Annotated in this window: 15 protein-coding genes; 11 read left to right on the top strand and 4 right to left on the bottom strand. The window is 67.4% G+C overall.

Annotated features, from left to right (window positions below; translation table 11 throughout):
- Positions 1–149: 149 nt before the first annotated feature.
- Positions 150–1,514 (top strand): NAD-dependent succinate-semialdehyde dehydrogenase, encoded by a 1,365-nt coding sequence (locus ABV606_RS00910; RefSeq protein WP_281487639.1) that lies wholly within the window; start codon positions 150–152, stop codon positions 1,512–1,514.
- A gap of 113 nt (positions 1,515–1,627) precedes the next feature.
- On the opposite strand, the gene ABV606_RS00915 is transcribed toward ABV606_RS00910, so the two are convergent.
- Positions 1,628–2,131 carry an SRPBCC family protein gene (locus ABV606_RS00915; RefSeq protein ID WP_353988006.1) on the bottom strand — a complete coding sequence of 168 codons (504 nt, stop codon included), beginning with the start codon at positions 2,129–2,131 and terminating at the stop codon, positions 1,628–1,630.
- Between the two features lie 247 nt (positions 2,132–2,378).
- Between ABV606_RS00915 and ABV606_RS00920 the strand changes: the two genes are divergently transcribed.
- The 9 genes from ABV606_RS00920 to ABV606_RS00960 all read left to right on the top strand — a co-directional run bounded on the left by ABV606_RS00920 (position 2,379) and on the right by ABV606_RS00960 (position 11,695).
- Positions 2,379–3,071, top strand: coding sequence for a DUF6766 family protein (locus ABV606_RS00920; RefSeq protein ID WP_281487638.1), 693 nt, complete (start codon positions 2,379–2,381; stop codon positions 3,069–3,071).
- 11 nt (positions 3,072–3,082) lie between these two features.
- Positions 3,083–3,535, top strand: a complete 453-nt coding sequence (locus ABV606_RS00925) for a low affinity iron permease family protein (RefSeq protein WP_353988007.1) — start codon at positions 3,083–3,085, stop codon at positions 3,533–3,535.
- A 318-nt stretch (positions 3,536–3,853) separates the two neighbouring features.
- Positions 3,854–5,038, top strand: a complete 1,185-nt coding sequence (locus tag ABV606_RS00930) for an ABC transporter ATP-binding protein (RefSeq protein ID WP_435415190.1) — start codon at positions 3,854–3,856, stop codon at positions 5,036–5,038.
- Between the two features lie 93 nt (positions 5,039–5,131).
- Positions 5,132–6,316: an extracellular solute-binding protein gene (locus ABV606_RS00935; RefSeq protein WP_281487636.1), complete on the top strand. Its 1,185-nt coding sequence runs from the start codon at positions 5,132–5,134 to the stop codon at positions 6,314–6,316.
- Positions 6,309–7,205 (top strand): ABC transporter permease, encoded by an 897-nt coding sequence (locus tag ABV606_RS00940; RefSeq protein WP_353988008.1) that lies wholly within the window; start codon positions 6,309–6,311, stop codon positions 7,203–7,205. Before ABV606_RS00935 ends, ABV606_RS00940 begins: the two co-directional genes overlap by 8 nt.
- Positions 7,202–8,134: an ABC transporter permease gene (locus tag ABV606_RS00945; protein ID WP_353988009.1), complete on the top strand. Its 933-nt coding sequence runs from the start codon at positions 7,202–7,204 to the stop codon at positions 8,132–8,134. Before ABV606_RS00940 ends, ABV606_RS00945 begins: the two co-directional genes overlap by 4 nt.
- Positions 8,135–8,177: 43 nt before the next feature.
- Positions 8,178–9,833, top strand: a complete 1,656-nt coding sequence (locus tag ABV606_RS00950) for an amidohydrolase (protein WP_353988010.1) — start codon at positions 8,178–8,180, stop codon at positions 9,831–9,833.
- A 60-nt stretch (positions 9,834–9,893) separates the two neighbouring features.
- Positions 9,894–11,342: an NAD(P)/FAD-dependent oxidoreductase gene (locus tag ABV606_RS00955; RefSeq protein WP_353988011.1), complete on the top strand. Its 1,449-nt coding sequence runs from the start codon at positions 9,894–9,896 to the stop codon at positions 11,340–11,342.
- 44 nt (positions 11,343–11,386) lie between these two features.
- A complete protein-coding gene (locus ABV606_RS00960; protein ID WP_353988012.1) occupies positions 11,387–11,695 on the top strand; it encodes a cupin domain-containing protein in 309 nt (102 codons plus the stop codon).
- Positions 11,696–11,723: 28 nt separating this feature from the next.
- On the opposite strand, the gene ABV606_RS00965 is transcribed toward ABV606_RS00960, so the two are convergent.
- Together ABV606_RS00965 and ABV606_RS00970 are read right to left on the bottom strand one after the other, a co-directional pair.
- Positions 11,724–12,695: an IS481 family transposase gene (locus tag ABV606_RS00965; RefSeq protein ID WP_353988013.1), complete on the bottom strand. Its 972-nt coding sequence runs from the start codon at positions 12,693–12,695 to the stop codon at positions 11,724–11,726.
- A gap of 106 nt (positions 12,696–12,801) precedes the next feature.
- Entirely contained in the window at positions 12,802–13,365 is a 564-nt protein-coding gene (locus tag ABV606_RS00970; protein WP_353988014.1) for a dihydrofolate reductase family protein, read from the bottom strand.
- Positions 13,366–13,475: 110 nt separating this feature from the next.
- Here ABV606_RS00970 and ABV606_RS00975 point away from each other — a divergent pair, with 110 nt between their 5' ends.
- Positions 13,476–14,246 (top strand): type 1 glutamine amidotransferase, encoded by a 771-nt coding sequence (locus ABV606_RS00975; RefSeq protein ID WP_353988015.1) that lies wholly within the window; start codon positions 13,476–13,478, stop codon positions 14,244–14,246.
- On the opposite strand, the gene ABV606_RS00980 is transcribed toward ABV606_RS00975, so the two are convergent.
- A complete protein-coding gene (locus tag ABV606_RS00980; RefSeq protein ID WP_353988016.1) occupies positions 14,243–14,800 on the bottom strand; it encodes a GNAT family N-acetyltransferase in 558 nt (185 codons plus the stop codon). The genes ABV606_RS00975 and ABV606_RS00980 overlap by 4 nt on opposite strands.
- Positions 14,801–14,820 lie beyond the last annotated feature (20 nt).

Genomic DNA, 14,820 nt, shown 5'->3' on the forward strand with positions numbered 1-14,820 from the left:
TCGGTGACGCGCGCCCATCGACTGCGCGCCCGCGCGCCAGCCGCTGACAGGCGCGGCTCCCGCCGATACCCTTGAGGCAAGCGTGTCCATCAGACATGCGTGCGCTCGGCGCACGGACACCGCCGTCGAATGCCCGAACAAGGAGAACCATGACGTATGCCGTGACCAACCCCCTCACCGGGGAGACCGTCAAGACATTCCCCACCATCTCTGACGACGACCTCAAGGCCGCCATCGCCGCCGCCCACGAGGCGCACCGCACCTGGTCGCGCACCACCTCGGTCGCCGATCGCGCCGCGCTCGTGCGCCGCGTGGCCGAACTGCACCGCGAGCGCCGTGAGGAGCTGGCCGAGATCATTGTGCGCGAGATGGGCAAGCCCCTCGAGCAATCGCTCGGTGAGGTGGACTTCAGCGCCGACATCTACGAGTACTACGCCGACAATGCCGAAGAGTTCATGGCCGACGAGCCGATCAAGCTCATGGCCGGCAGCGAGGGCTCGGCCGTCGTTCGCAAGGCTTCGATGGGCGTGCTGCTCGGCATCATGCCCTGGAACTTCCCCTACTACCAGGTGGCGCGCTTCGCGGGGCCGAACGTGATGATCGGCAACACGATCCTGCTCAAGCACGCGGAGCAGTGCCCCGAGTCGGCGGCCGCGATCGAGCAGATCTTCACCGACGCGGGCGCACCGAAGGGTGTGTACACGAACATCTACGCCTCGCACGCGCAGATCGAGACCATCATCGAGGACCCGCGCGTGCAGGGTGTCTCGCTGACCGGCTCCGAGCGCGCCGGTGCCGCAGTGGCGGAGATCGCCGGCCGCAACCTCAAGAAGGTGGTGCTCGAGCTCGGGGGCAGCGACCCCTTCGTGCTGCTGTCCACCGACGACCTCGACGCGACCGTGGCCGACGCCGTGGCCGCACGCGTCGACAACACCGGGCAGGCCTGCAACGCAGCCAAGCGCTTCATCGTGATCGATGAGCTGTACGAGCCGTTCCTCGAGAAGTTCACCGCCGCCATGAAGGAGGTCGACGCCGGCGACCCGGCAGCCGATGCCGACATGGGCCCGCTGTCGTCGACGGCCGCTGCCGACCGGCTCGAGCAGCAGGTGGGCGCGGCAGTCTCGGGTGGCGCGCAGGTGCTCACCGGCGGCTCGCGAGACGGCAACCTGTTCGACTCCACGGTGCTCACGAACATGAGCCCCGAGAACCCGGTGTACCGCGAGGAGTTCTTCGGGCCCGTGGCTCAGGTGTTCAAGGTGTCGAGCGAGGAGGAAGCGGTCGAACTCGCGAACGACACGCCCTACGGCCTCGGCTCGTACGTCTACACCACCGACTCGGCCCAGGCGGCGCGGGTCGCCGACCAGATCGAGGCCGGCATGGTGTACGTCAACATCGTGGGTGCCGACAGCCCTGAGCTGCCCTTCGGCGGCATCAAGCGCTCCGGTTCGGGACGTGAGCTTGGCAAGTACGGTGCCGACGAGTTCGTCAACAAGAAGCTCATCCGCATCGCCTGACGATATCGCGGGCTTCGCGCACCGCTGCGGCGCGGTCTCGACTCCGGTCGGGCCGCGCCGCTGTCGTCTGCCCTGCAGCACTGAGGCGCGCCCGCCAGGAGCACGTTCCAGGATCAGCTTCGTGCGCGGCCCTCGGCCAGGAAAGCGAGGCGGCGAAGCGTCTCCGAGTTCCTGAAACGGATGCCGGGCTGCCTCAGCGCGGCCGGAATCTTCGCCATGGGGCCGGCCGCGGCATCCTCGCCCATTCGCACCACACAGCCACGCGGGTGCTCACGCACGTCGAACCGTACCGACGCCTCACCGAGCGGCCAGCCTCGAGCCTTCAGGATCGCGTGCCGCGGCGGATCCCACGCGACCATGACGGTGATGTCGTCGACAAGGGCCGGCCACAGACCGAACGAGTGGTGCAGCTTCGCGCCCGGCGCGGGCCAGGTCTCATCCACCCCTCGAATTCGACTCGTGCCCACCACCCAGGCGGCGTAGTTCCACCCGTCCGCGAGCACGGCGAAGACGTCCTCGGGTCGACAGTGGAAGAGCCTGTAGTTGGTCGCCATCGTGGCGCCATGGTGACACACCCCGGCGGTGCGCGCCGCACCGGAGAAGTCGCGGTCAGCCATCTTGCCGACCGTCCGGGCGAGCGTACTGTCTGAGACGCAGGCGTGACGAACACTCAGTGCCCGTTCACGGTTCCACGCGAGGACCTGCAGCCGGTGCGACGAGGAGGTGGCCCCACGCTCTGAACGCACTGGCGCTCGCATTCACGGAGGAGGGTGTCATGCGTTTGGCCTTCACGAGTTGGCTGGTCGTCATCGGAGCGGGCCTCGTGGCTATGCTCACGATCGGGTTCATGGGCCGGTGACCGCGATGAGCATCAACCGCATTCCGACGGGCGTCCGGAACCACGCGCTGAGCTTCGCGTTCGGCGTGATCTTCCTCGCCGCGCTCATCGCGCAGTCGATCGTCGGTCATATCGACCACAACGAGATCCAGGTCGCGCACGGCATGCCCGAGGTCTCCTACTGGCATTTCATCACCTCGAGCAGCTTCGCCGTCGACGTGGCGGAGAACTGGCAATCCGAGTATCTGCAGTTCTTCCTGTTCATCCTCGGCACCATCTGGTTCGTCCAGAAGGGCTCGCCCGAGTCGAAGAAGCCGGGCGACGAGGGTCCGCAGAGCGATAAGGACCAACTCGTCGGCGAGTACGCGCAAGAGGACTCGCCCAAGTGGGTGCGCATGGGAGGGTGGCGCGAGAAGGTCTTCTCCAACTCGCTGCTGCTCGTGATGGGTGCGATCTTCCTGCTGTCGTGGTGGGCGCAGTCGGTCACGGGCGTGGTGGCCTACAACCAGGATCAGGCGATGCACGGCGACCCGGCGATCGGCTGGCTCGACTACATCGCGTCTGCCGACTTCTGGAACCGCACCCTGCAAAACTGGCAGAGCGAGTTCCTGGCGGTGGGCAGCATGGCCGCGCTCGCGATCTACCTGAGGCAGCGCGGTTCAGCGGAGTCCAAGAAGGTGGGTGCGCCCCACCTCGATACCGCTGACGCGGGCGAGTGAAAGGCAAGACCATGGTGCAGAAAGCAGTCATGCCCTCGGATATCTCCGCCCATGTCGGGTGGTTCGATCGCTTTGCCGCGCGCGTTTCGGAGCTGACCAGCCGTGCGTGGTTCTTCGCGTTCTGCGTGCTGCTCGTCATCGTCTGGGCGCCTTCGATCGTGTTCCTGCGGAACATCGACACGTGGCAGCTGATCATCAACACGCTCACCACGATCGTGACGTTCCTGCTCGTGGCTCTGCTGCAGAACAGTCAGACGAGGGCAGACCTCGCGCTGCAGCACAAGCTGAACGCGATCGCCGACTCGCTCAGCGACCTGATGGAAAAAGAGGGCCTGCACAAGGATGCCGCTGAACTGCGCGACGCGGTCGGCCTCGAGGATCGCGAGAGCAGCAGCGGCAACACGACCGACGACCGCAAACGGAAGCTCGAGCGCAAGGAGCGCAACTACCCCATCGACCGCTGACGGCGCAGTCGCGGTGGCTCGCCGGGTTCCGGACGGCGAGCCACTTGCGGTCCCGGTTTTCGCACGCGCTTTCGGCTCGGCAACGACCGGGTTCCACCCGGCCCGTAGGTGCGGATTTGCTTGTCCGCCGAGCGATCCATGTGGCGAAACCATGGCGCTGACAGTCAGTTCCTTCGGAATCAGTCGAGAGCCGGTTTTTCCCTGGACCGCTGGCCGAGAAGATGCGAGACACGCGCGTCAAGGTTGACCGGGATTGGGAAACCTGGCTTGAATGGCCAGACGAGCGATGATGCTTCACGACCCAGGAGGTGTCGATCAGTGACGATCGAGGCAACCCAGAGCGCCACCGCAACGCCGCCAGAGAGCGGCACCGATGCCTCGGGCGCGGTCGTCCTCGAGGGGCTGGTGAAGCGGTACAGCGGCGTGGTCGCGGTCGACGGTCTCTCGCTCCGCATCGAACCGGGTGAGTTCATCTCGCTGCTCGGGCCCTCGGGTTGCGGCAAGACCACCACGCTCCGCATGATCGCCGGCTTCGAGCAGCCGGACGAGGGCGACATCCGCATCTCGGGCCGCTCGGTGCTCGGGCAGCCGCCCTACCGCCGGAATGTGAACACCGTGTTCCAGGCATACGCGCTCTTCCCGCACATGAGTGTCGCCGAGAACGTGGCCTACGGGCTTCAGCAGCACCGCACACCACGATCGGAGCTGCGAGAGCGGGTCGCCTCCGCGCTCGAGCTTGTCAAGATGCGCTCGTTCGCAGACCGCAAACCCATGCAGCTCTCGGGAGGACAGCAGCAGCGGGTCGCGCTGGCCCGCGCCTTGGTCAACCGGCCTTCGGTGCTGCTGCTCGATGAACCGCTCGGCGCGCTCGACCGGCAACTCCGCGAAGAGATGCAGCTGGAACTCAAACTGCTGCAGGCGAAGCTCGGCATCACCTTCGTGTTCGTCACGCACGATCAGGGCGAGGCGCTCTCGATGAGCGATCGCATCGCGATCATGCGCGAGGGCCGCATCGAGCAACTCGCCGACGCCTCGACGATCTACGGCCGTCCGGCCTCCGCGTACGTGGCGGCGTTCGTCGGGCAGCAGAACTTCCTTCGCGGCACCGTGGCAGATGGTGGCCTTTCGGTCACGACGCCGTCCGGGGTGGTGCTTCGCGCCGGTGAAACAGCACTCGTGGACCACACCGAGGGACAAGCGGCGGTGCGTCCGGAGTCCGTCAGCATCGAGCGAGCGGATGCCGCCGCCACCCGCGGCGAGCGCGGCACCGTGAATGCGGCATCCGGAACCCTGCTCAGCATCTCGCACCAGGGCGAGACCATGCAGTACCTGGTCGAGATCGGTGAGGCCACGAGCCTCATCGTCAGGCGACCGACACCGACTGCGCCGCAACTGTCCGCCGGCGACCCTGTCCTCTGCACCTGGGCCGCCGAGAACGTGCAGCTCTTCCCCCTCGACGACGCTCCCGAAGACGCCGGATACGTCCCACCGCCCACCGCCTGACCCAGAGGGTGTCTGCTCCGGCCGTCGGCCGGCAGGCGCCGCCGTGACACTCACCTTCCGCTGTCCCTGCCGACCGACTGCAAGGAGTTCCAGATGAACGCATCACGCTCCCCCATCCGCATCCTGGCGAGCGCGAGCGCCGCGCCGATCATCCGCCGTGAACTGAACCGGCGCAACTTCCTCGCTCTGGCCGGTGCCCTCGGCGTCACCGGCGCCCTCGCTGCCTGCTCCCCCGGCGGCGGGGAGACACCGAGCACCGAGGCGACCGGCGGACCCCTCGAGAAGGAACTTTCGATCTACACCTGGGGCGACTACGACAACCCCGATGTGCTGTCGGCGTTCACCGACGAACTCGGGCCACGCATCACGCTCGACTCCTTCAACTCCAACGAGGAGCTCATCTCGAAGCTCGTCGCCGCGAAGGGCACCTCCGGCTACGACATCGTCGTTCCCACGGGCGTGTTCATCCCGCAGATGATCGAGAACGGCCTTCTGCAGAAGCTGAACCGCGACCTGATCCCGAATCTCGAGCACATGGATGCCGACTACCTCGGTCGCGCCTGGGATCCGAACAACGACTACTCCATCTGCAAGGCATGGGGCACCACGGGCTTCGTGTACGACAAGACCAAGATCACGCGCGAGCTGAAGACTTGGAACGACTTCATCGACGCCGCCCAGAACGAGGCAAGCGGCTCGACTTCGGTGCTGGACGACCCGGCTGAACTCACCGGGCTCTACTTCTGGGCCAATGGCATCGACTGGAACACAACGGATCAGGGCGATCTCGACGCCGCCGAGGACTTCCTCGTCAACACCCTCGCCCCGCACGTGTCCGCGTTCGACTCCTACCCCGGCGGCGCGGCGATCCCACAGGGCACGCACGCGCTCATGCAGGTCTGGAACGGCGATGCCCGGATCGGCATCCTGGAGAGCCCCGACCCCGACCGTTGGCAGTGGGTGCTCGGCGCTCCCGCCACCGAGATCTGGATGGACAACTGGGCCATCGCCGCCGGCGCACCGAACCCCGAAGCCGCCCACGCGTTCATCGACTACGTGCTCACCCCCGAGAATCAACTGCTGCAGGTCGACTACATCGGCTACCACACGGGCGCCAAGGGCATCGAAAGCGCCGCCGAGGATGCCGGTCTGCCGATGCTCGACCTCGTGTTCTTCAGCTCGGAGCAGGTCGCCACGATGCACGAAGGCGAGGTGACCGAAGCGCAACAGCGCATCGTTGAGATCTGGAACAAGATGAAGGCGGCCGCAGGTGCGTAGAGCCCCCGGCATCGCGCTCGCGATCCCTGCCTGGGCGTGGCTGCTGATCTTCTTCGTCGCGCCCGTGGGCATGGTCATCTGGTTCAGCTTCGGCTACAAACCGGGCATCTTCGGCACGCACGCCAATGACGTCCTCTCGTTCGACCGCTACGCCGAGGCGATGTCGCCCACCTTCTTCGCGACCTTCCAGAACACGCTGTGGGTGGGTATCGCGGGCACGCTGCTCTGCCTGCTGATCGGTCTGCCCGCGGCGTACTGGATGGCCGTGAAGGCCCCGCCATCCAGGCGCGGCCTCCTGCTCGCGCTCGTCATGGTGCCGTTCTGGACCAACTTCCTCGTGCGGACGATCGGTTGGCAGGTGATCCTCGCCCCAGAGGGCTGGGCGTCGACGCTGCTGCAGTCGATCGGCGTGCTGAACGGGCCGCTCGACATCCTCTACACGCGCACAGCGGTGCTCATCGGCGTCGTGTACAACTACCTCCCGCTGATGATCCTTCCCCTGTTCGTCGCGTTCGACCGTGTGGGGCATTCCCTGCGCGAGGCTTCGAAGGACTTGGGCGCCGGTCGATGGAGCACATTCTTCCGGGTGACGCTTCCGCTGGCCCGACCCGGCGTGATCGCGGGGGTGCTGCTCGTGTTCATCCCGCTCATGGGCGACTACATCACCGCGACCGTCCTGGGCGGGGCGAAGGGCAATATGGTCGGTCAGCTTGTCGCGAGCCAGTTCCAGACCGCGCAGAACTGGGCGCTCGGCTCCGCTATGGCGGTGCTCCTCATTCTCGTCATCATGGCGACCGTCGCCGCGGGCGCCGTGCTCGTGTGGTTGGTCACCTGGCCACTCCGCGCGCGCCAACGGCTCGTGCTCGACACGAGGGAGGCAGTGCGATGAGAACCCCGACCGGCAGCACCGCCACCCAAGCGCTCGCAGCGCAGCGCGCACGAACGAGCGGCAGCGGTGTCAGGCGGCGCGCGCGCGGCCCGAGGCGCTCGTGGACGGACGTCGGCTTCACCGTCTGGGGCATCGCGGTGTTCGTCTTCCTGTTCGCCCCGATCATCGTGATCATCGTGTCGTCCTTCAACGTCGGCCGCCTGCTCGTCGCCTGGCAGCAATTCGGCTTCGACTCCTTCCTCGCGCTGGTCGAGAAGCCCGCCATCCGAGACGCGGTGTGGGTGTCGGTGCAGACGGGATTCATCGCCGCGGTGCTCGCCACGCTGCTCGGAACCCTTGCCGGGATCGCGATGGCCCGGCATCCCGGCAAGTGGGCCTACTGGTTCCTCGGGCTCCTGCTGCTCGTCTCGGTGACGCCCGAGATCGTCGACGCCGTCGCGCTCCTCCCCTGGCTCGTGCTGCTCGGGCAAGACCTCGGGCTCGGCATCTTCAATGACGGCATCGTGCGGCTCGTAGTGGGCCACTCGCTGTTCTCGATCGCTGTTGTCTCGTACATCGTCCGCGCCCGCCTCATCGGTCTTGACGCGCAACTCGAGGAGGCGTCGAGCGATCTCTACGCCCGCCCGCTCACGACGTTCCGACGGGTGACCTTGCCGCTGGCGATGCCGGCCGTCCTCGCCGGATTCCTGCTCTCGTTCACCCTGAGCCTCGACAACACGGTCATCGCGGCGTTCGTACAGGTGTCGGGCACGACACCCTGGCCTGTGTATGTGCTCAGCGCCCTGCGCAGCGGCTTGCGCCCCGAGATCGCCTCGGTCTCGACCGTCATGCTCGTGCTCACGCTCGCCGCGTTGGCGCTGGTCGCGGTCGTGCTCAGGCGTTCAGGCGACTCGGCGACGCAGATCGCTCGCACCATGACCGGAAACTGACGCCCAGGCGACTCGACTGCGGCTTGAACCCCAAGGAGGCCCCGTGACCCAGGCGGATCTCGTATTCATCAATGGACCCGTGTTCACCGCCGACGCGCAACGGCGTCGAGCGAGCGCTGTCGCGGTCGCCGGCGGGCGCATCATCGCGGTCGGCCACGACGAACTGCGTGACCTGGTGGGCACCGGCACAGAGGTGGTCGATCTCGCCGGTCGGATGCTGGTGCCCGGGTTCCAAGACGCGCATGTGCACCCGGTCTGGGGCGGCCTCGATCTGCTGCGCTGCGACCTCTCCGAGTTGAACTCGCAAGACGACTACCTCGCTCGCATCGCCCGGTACTCGGCCGAGCACCCGGATGACCAGTGGGTGCTCGGAGGCGGCTGGTCGATGTCGGCATTCCCGGGAGGCACGCCCACCGCCGAGGCGCTCGATCGGGTGGTCCCGGACCGTCCGGCGTTCCTTCCGAACCGCGACGGTCACGGCGCATGGGTGAACTCGGCGGCGCTCCGCCTGGCGGGCATCGACCGCGACACCCCCGACCCCGCCGACGGTCGCATCGAGCGGGATGCCGATGGCAACCCGACCGGCACGCTGCACGAAGGGGCGATGACGCTGGTGAACCGGCATCTGCCCGAGACCTCGCTCGCCATGCTGGTCGACGCGCTCATGCTCGGGCAGCAGTACCTGCACGATCGGGGCGTGACTGCCTGGCAGGATGCGATCGTCGGCAGCTACGGGGATGCCGGCGACCCCGGTCCCGCGTACCTCGCAGCAGCCGAGCAGGGGCGTCTGACGGCCAGAGTTGTGGGTGCGCTCTGGTGGGATCGAGGCGCCGGCCTCGAGCAGATCCCCTCGCTCGTGGAGCGCCGTGAACGGTTCCGCGCCGGCCGTTTCGCCGCGACGAGCGTGAAGATCATGCAAGACGGAGTCGCTGAGAACTTCACCGCGTCGATGCTCGAGCCATACTGCGACGGCCACGGGCACCCGACCGATAACTCCGGCATCTCATTCGTCGACCCCGAGACCTTGCTGCCTGCGGCCGCCGAGCTCGACCGTCTTGGCTTTCAGCTGCATTTCCACGCCATCGGCGATCGAGCAGTGCGCCAATGCCTCGACGCCGTGGAGCACGCGATCTCGCGGAACGGCCGCAGCGACCACCGCCATCACATCGCCCATCTGCAGGTCGTGCACCCCGACGATGTCCCTCGTTTCCGCGAGCTCGACGTCGCCGCGAATATGCAGTCGCTCTGGGCGTCGCTCGAACCGCAGATGGTCGAGCTCACGCTCCCCTTCCTCGGCGAACCGCGCAGCAGTTGGCAGTACCCGTTCCGAGACCTGCAGCGAGCCGGTGCGGTGCTCGCCGCAGGGAGCGACTGGTCGGTGTCAACCCCCAACCCGATGGCGGCGATCCATGTCGCGGTGAACCGGGTCGCCGCACCGGGTCTCGAGGAGGGCGACTACGAGGCATTCCTTCCGGAGCAGTCGCTCGACCTGGCCACCTCGCTCGCCGCGTACACGGCCGGCTCCGCGTACGTGAACCACCTTGACGAGATGACCGGAACCGTGGAGGTCGGCAAATTCGCAGATCTCGTGGTGCTCGATCGCGATCCCTTCGCCGGTCCTGCCAACGAGATCGGCGAGACGCGCGTGCTGCAGACGTTCGTGCAGGGCGAGCGAGTGTTCGCGGCCTCCGACGCCTGAGGTCGACACTCGACAGCAGTGCCGCCATTCACCACCCAGCCCGTAAATGGAGTGATAGCAATGGAGACCACGGTCTTCGAACGACGCCGACCATCGGCATCCGTCATCGAGCATTCGCTCGAAGGCACCCGGCAATCCGTGTTCTGGCTCGACGACATCGGGCAGGAGGGGCTGGCTACTCGCCAGGCACTCAGTGGGGTGCGCCGAGCCGACCTCGCGATCGTCGGCGGCGGCTACACCGGTCTCTGGACGGCGCTGCTCGCGAAGCGACGCGACCCCTCGCTGAGTGTCGTGCTCGTCGAGGCCGGAGTGGTCGGCTGGGCCGCGTCTGGCCGGAATGGCGGGTTCTGCGAGGCAAGCCTCACTCACGGTCGGGCCAACGGGGAACGGCGCTGGCCGGAGGAGCTCGACGAGCTCGAGCGCTTGGGGCTGGCGAATCTCGATGCCATCGAGACCGACGTCGTCGCCCTCGGGCTCGACGTCGAGTTCGAGCGCACCGGTGTGCTGTCTGTGGCGACCGAACCGCATCAGGTCGAGTGGCTGCGCGACGAGTTCCAGAGCGCCGCGCGCCGGGGAGACCATACGATCCGGTTCCTTGATCAGGATGCGGCCCAGGCCCAGGTCGCGTCGCCCACCTACCTGGCCGCGACCTGGGATACGCACAGCGCCGCCCTCGTGCATCCGGGAAAGCTGGCCAGCGAGCTCGCCCGGGCGGTCGAAGAGGCGGGCGTCGAGGTGTTCGAGCGCTCGCCCGTGCGCAGGCTCGAGACGAGCGACGGGGGCGGTCCAATGCTGCTCGAGAGCGCCAACGGCCGGATCATCGCCGAGAAGGTCGTGCTCGCCACCAACGCATTCCCCTCGCTGCTGAAGCGCAACCGGTTGATGACGGTGCCGGTGTACGACTACGTGCTCATGTCTGAGCCGCTGAGCCAGGCGCAGCTCGCCGACGTCGGCTGGTCGGAGCGTCAAGGCATCGCAGACCTCGCGAACCAGTTCCACTACTACCGATTGACCCGAGACAACCGCATCCTGTTCGGCGGGTACGACGCCATCTATCACTATGGCGGTCGGGTTCGGTCGAAGTACGAGCGCCGCCCGGCGAGCTTCGAGAGGCTCGCGAGCCACTTCTTCACCACGTTCCCGCAGCTCGAGGGGCTGCGATTCACCCATCAGTGGGCGGGCGCGATCGACACCTGCACGCGGTTCTGCGCTTTCTTCGGCACCGCTCGCGGCGACCGCATCGCGTACGCGACCGGGTTCACCGGGCTCGGCGTCGCCGCCACCCGGTTCGCCGGCGAGGTGATGCTCGACCTGCTCGAGGGCGCCGACACCGAACGCACCCGACTGCGGATGGTGCGCGAACGCCCACTGCCGTTCCCGCCCGAACCGGCCGCCTCGATCGGCATCAACGCCACCCGCCGCGCGATGGACCGTGCCGACCACCGGCGCGGCCGACGAGGTCCCCTCCTCTCCGTGCTCGACGCGGTCGGCCTGGGGTTCGACTCATGAGCGCCCCTCGTCTGCATGCGGGCGCCGCATGCGACTCTCTGAGCATGCCGCTGGACCTCGAGCCACTATGCGCCGCGGACGTCGTGGAGGGCTCACCGCGCGCGGGCCACGTCGACCTGGACGCGACCGAACTGCGATGCATCGGGGTCTGGGAGATGACCCCCGGCACGGCGCGCGACGTGGAGAGCAGCGAGGTGTTCGTCGTGCTCACCGGCGAGGCGACCGTCTCGTTCGATGACCCCCACCAGCCGGCGATCGAGCTTCGGGCAGGCTCCTTGGTGCGGCTTCGCGCCGGGATGCGCACCATCTGGACGGTGCGAGAGACCCTTCGCAAGGTCTATATCGCCCCCTGATACAGGGCATCGCACGCCAGTGAGTCGCCTAGCTGTAACTCCCACTGACGTTATGAACGCGGTCGATGGGTGAGTGTCCGCCGATCCCGCTGTGGGGTCTGTGGTGATTGTAGTGATGGAGCCAGGTGCCGTAGTCAGCGGCCCTGGCTTCGTCGCTGGGATAGGGCTTGGCGTAGGCCCATTCGGCGGCGAGGGTGCGGTTGAAGCGCTCGACCTTGCCGTTGGTCTGCGGCCGGTAGGGCCTTGTCCACTTGTGCTTGATGGTCGGCCCGAGCGCGTCGCGGAACGCGTGGGAGCGGTAGCAGGAGCCGTTGTCGGTGAGGACACGGAGCACGGTGATGCCGTGGGCGGTGAAGAACGCATTTGCGCGTTTCCAGAACGCGGCAGCAGTTTCCTTCTTTTCGTCGTCCAAGATCTCGGAGTAGGCGAGGCGGCTGTGGTCGTCGACTGCGTGGTGCAGGAATGAGTAGCCGCGACCGGTGCGCGGGTTGTTCTTCCGACCAGCTTCCCGGCCGAGGACCCGGTGGCCGCCGCCGTCGAGGATGCGGCCGAGTTTCTTGATGTCCACGTGCACCAGATCGCCGGGGTTGGGATGTTCGTAGCGGACCGGTTTCGGGCGGCGCACCGGCAGCCCGGTCGCCTGATCGAGGTGGGACAGCTTGGGCATCCGGAAGCGGTTGAGGACCTTCTCCACCGTCGACCGGTTGAGCTGCAGGTGATGGGCGATCCGGTGCGGTCCCCAGCGGCGGGTGAACCGCAGGGCGATGATCCGCCGCTCGGTGCGTCGCGGGGTCTGGTTCGGGCAGGTCAACGGCCGTGAGGACAGATCCCGCATGCCTGCCGGGCCCGCTGCCCGATACCGGTCGGCCCATTTCTTCACCGTCGATGCGGAGCAGCTGAACCGATCCGCGGCCCGGCGCAGCGGCCAGTGATGATCGACGACGAGCTTCGCCAGCCGTAGTCGGCCAGTTTCGGACAGGGGCGCGTTAGCGTGGGTCACGAGGGTCTCCGTGTTGCCGATGCGAGTGTGGTAACCCACATCGAACCGGAGGCCCTCGCCCCGTTAGATCACGCCACGCTGTTCACAACCTCCGTGGGAGTTACACCTAGCCCGCGCTCGATCGGATCTCGTACACCAGACGCGCGAACTGACCGACAGCGGATGCCGATACCAGCCGCAATCGATCCGACTCGACCCGACGGGGCAACAGCGGAGCACCACCGGTGAGTGCTACGGGTGCCACCGAGAGCGCCAGCACATCGAGCGCGCCGGCGTCGAGGAACTGCCCCGCGAGGTCCCCGCCGCCGACGACCCAGACGTCACCGCCCGATGCCGCGTCACGGATTGCGGGCAGCGCGTCGAGCACAGGCCCCGAGACGAAGCGAACATCGGCGCCCGCGGGCACCGGCAGCGTTCTGGTGGTGAATACGAACACCGGCTTCTCACCGTGGAATTCCGCCCATTTCTCGGGGTGCTCGAGCAGCCGCTGTTCGCGCAGCAGCCACTCGTACGTCGAGGCGCCCTCCACCAAGACACGCGCGTCGGCAGGGTACAGGCCCTCATCGGGGGTCTCCCCGTTCTCGACGACGAACAGCCATTCCAGTGAGTGCTGTTCGTCGGCTATCCAGCCGTTCAGGCTCGTCGCGGTGTCGAACACGATGCGTCCCATGCGCCGACACTACGGCCCGCCGGCGCTCTGATCACTATCCTGGTCGCGACACGCCATGGGCGCTGTAACGTGCGGTGCGCGGGCACCGCGTGGGAAACCGGAGTCTCTCAATGACGCGAGTACTGGTAGTCGAGCACGAGGCCAATGCAGGCGTCGGCCTGGTGGGAGAGCGGATCGCGGCGGCCCGCGGCGAGGCGGTGATCGTCGGCCCCGACACCGGCATCCCCATTCCCGAGTCAGCGGTGGGATACGACGCCGTGGTCGTGCTCGGCGGCACCCCGGGACCGACTGACGACGAGGAAGCGCCGTGGCTGCCACCGGTGCGTGCTCTCATCGCGGACTGCCTGGCGCGGGAAGTGCCATATCTGGGCATCTGCCTTGGAGCACAACTGCTCGCCGTGGTCGCCGGCGGCACGGTCGGCCCTGCGCGCAAGGGCGCGGAGATCGGCGTGACGACGATCATGAAGACGGATGCTGCAGCCGACGACCCTCTGCTCGCCCACATGCCCGCGAACGCGCGGGCCCTGCAGTGGCATTTCCTCGAGGTGCAGACCCTTCCGCCCGGCAGCCGATCGCTCGCGTCCAGCTCGCAATGCGAGAACCAGGCGTTCCGCGTCGGCCCCGCGGCGTGGGGCCTGCAGTTCCACCTCGAAGCACTCACAGCGACCGCCGAGACCTGGGCGTCCGAGGGCGACTACGAGCTCCGCTCGCTCGGGCTCACCGCCAAACAGGTGATCGCGCCCGTGCGGGAGCAGGAACGCGGGCTGCGCGTCACGTGGTCACGGATCGCAGACCGCTGGATCGCTTTGGTCGCCGGCGCGCGCGAGCAGGCCTCGAAGCCTGCCGAAGATGCGGCAGAAGCCGGTGCTCCCGCACGCTAACCCACCCGGCTCGCTCCGCCAGATCGGCGCAGCATGATCCACACCCGCGGGGCGCTCGACTCATATTCCAGTTCCGCCACCGTGCGAAAGCCGAACGCTCTGTAGAACTCGAGGTTCGATTCAGCGGAGGTCTCGAGTAGGCAGCTCAGTCGCGCCTTGTCGAGCTCGTCCAGACCCGCTTGGAGCACGGCCGATCCTTTTCCGGACCGCTGCACTCGGGGATGCACCGCAACGGTCGCGAGCACGCGATCATGTGCGGGCCGGAGGCTCCGAGCGCGCGCCTCGTGCCGGAGAGCCCGCGGCGTCCCCGCGCCGTGGAGTCGGCGGATGCGGTCGACCACTGACGGCGCGGGTGGCGGCATCTCCCCCGGCACCAATGCCGCCACCGCGTCTCGATCGCTCGTCGTCCAGACCTCTCCATGGGTCAATGCCTCCGTGAGATAGAGCGCTTGCAGTTCTCGCAGTCGTTCTTGCCGATGGCGACCCGGCACCGTCCAGTCGGTCCAGGCGTATCCGGTGAACGCACTCGCGAGCACCTCTGCAAGCGCAGGCACGTCGCTCGCCTCAGCTCTTC

This window comes from Ruicaihuangia caeni, from assembly GCF_040536845.1.
GTDB classification, from domain to species: domain Bacteria; phylum Actinomycetota; class Actinomycetes; order Actinomycetales; family Microbacteriaceae; genus Ruicaihuangia; species Ruicaihuangia caeni.

Coding starts and splice junctions, on each gene's coding strand:
- ABV606_RS00955 (WP_353988011.1), top strand. CDS start 9,894: ATGGAGACCACGGTCTTCGAACGACGCCGACCATCGGCATCCGTCATC.
- ABV606_RS00970 (WP_353988014.1), bottom strand. CDS start 13,365: ATGGGACGCATCGTGTTCGACACCGCGACGAGCCTGAACGGCTGGATA.
- ABV606_RS00975 (WP_353988015.1), top strand. CDS start 13,476: ATGACGCGAGTACTGGTAGTCGAGCACGAGGCCAATGCAGGCGTCGGC.
- ABV606_RS00960 (WP_353988012.1), top strand. CDS start 11,387: ATGCCGCTGGACCTCGAGCCACTATGCGCCGCGGACGTCGTGGAGGGC.
- ABV606_RS00915 (WP_353988006.1), bottom strand. CDS start 2,131: ATGGCTGACCGCGACTTCTCCGGTGCGGCGCGCACCGCCGGGGTGTGT.
- ABV606_RS00910 (WP_281487639.1), top strand. CDS start 150: ATGACGTATGCCGTGACCAACCCCCTCACCGGGGAGACCGTCAAGACA.
- ABV606_RS00925 (WP_353988007.1), top strand. CDS start 3,083: ATGGTGCAGAAAGCAGTCATGCCCTCGGATATCTCCGCCCATGTCGGG.
- ABV606_RS00935 (WP_281487636.1), top strand. CDS start 5,132: ATGAACGCATCACGCTCCCCCATCCGCATCCTGGCGAGCGCGAGCGCC.
- ABV606_RS00945 (WP_353988009.1), top strand. CDS start 7,202: ATGAGAACCCCGACCGGCAGCACCGCCACCCAAGCGCTCGCAGCGCAG.
- ABV606_RS00920 (WP_281487638.1), top strand. CDS start 2,379: ATGAGCATCAACCGCATTCCGACGGGCGTCCGGAACCACGCGCTGAGC.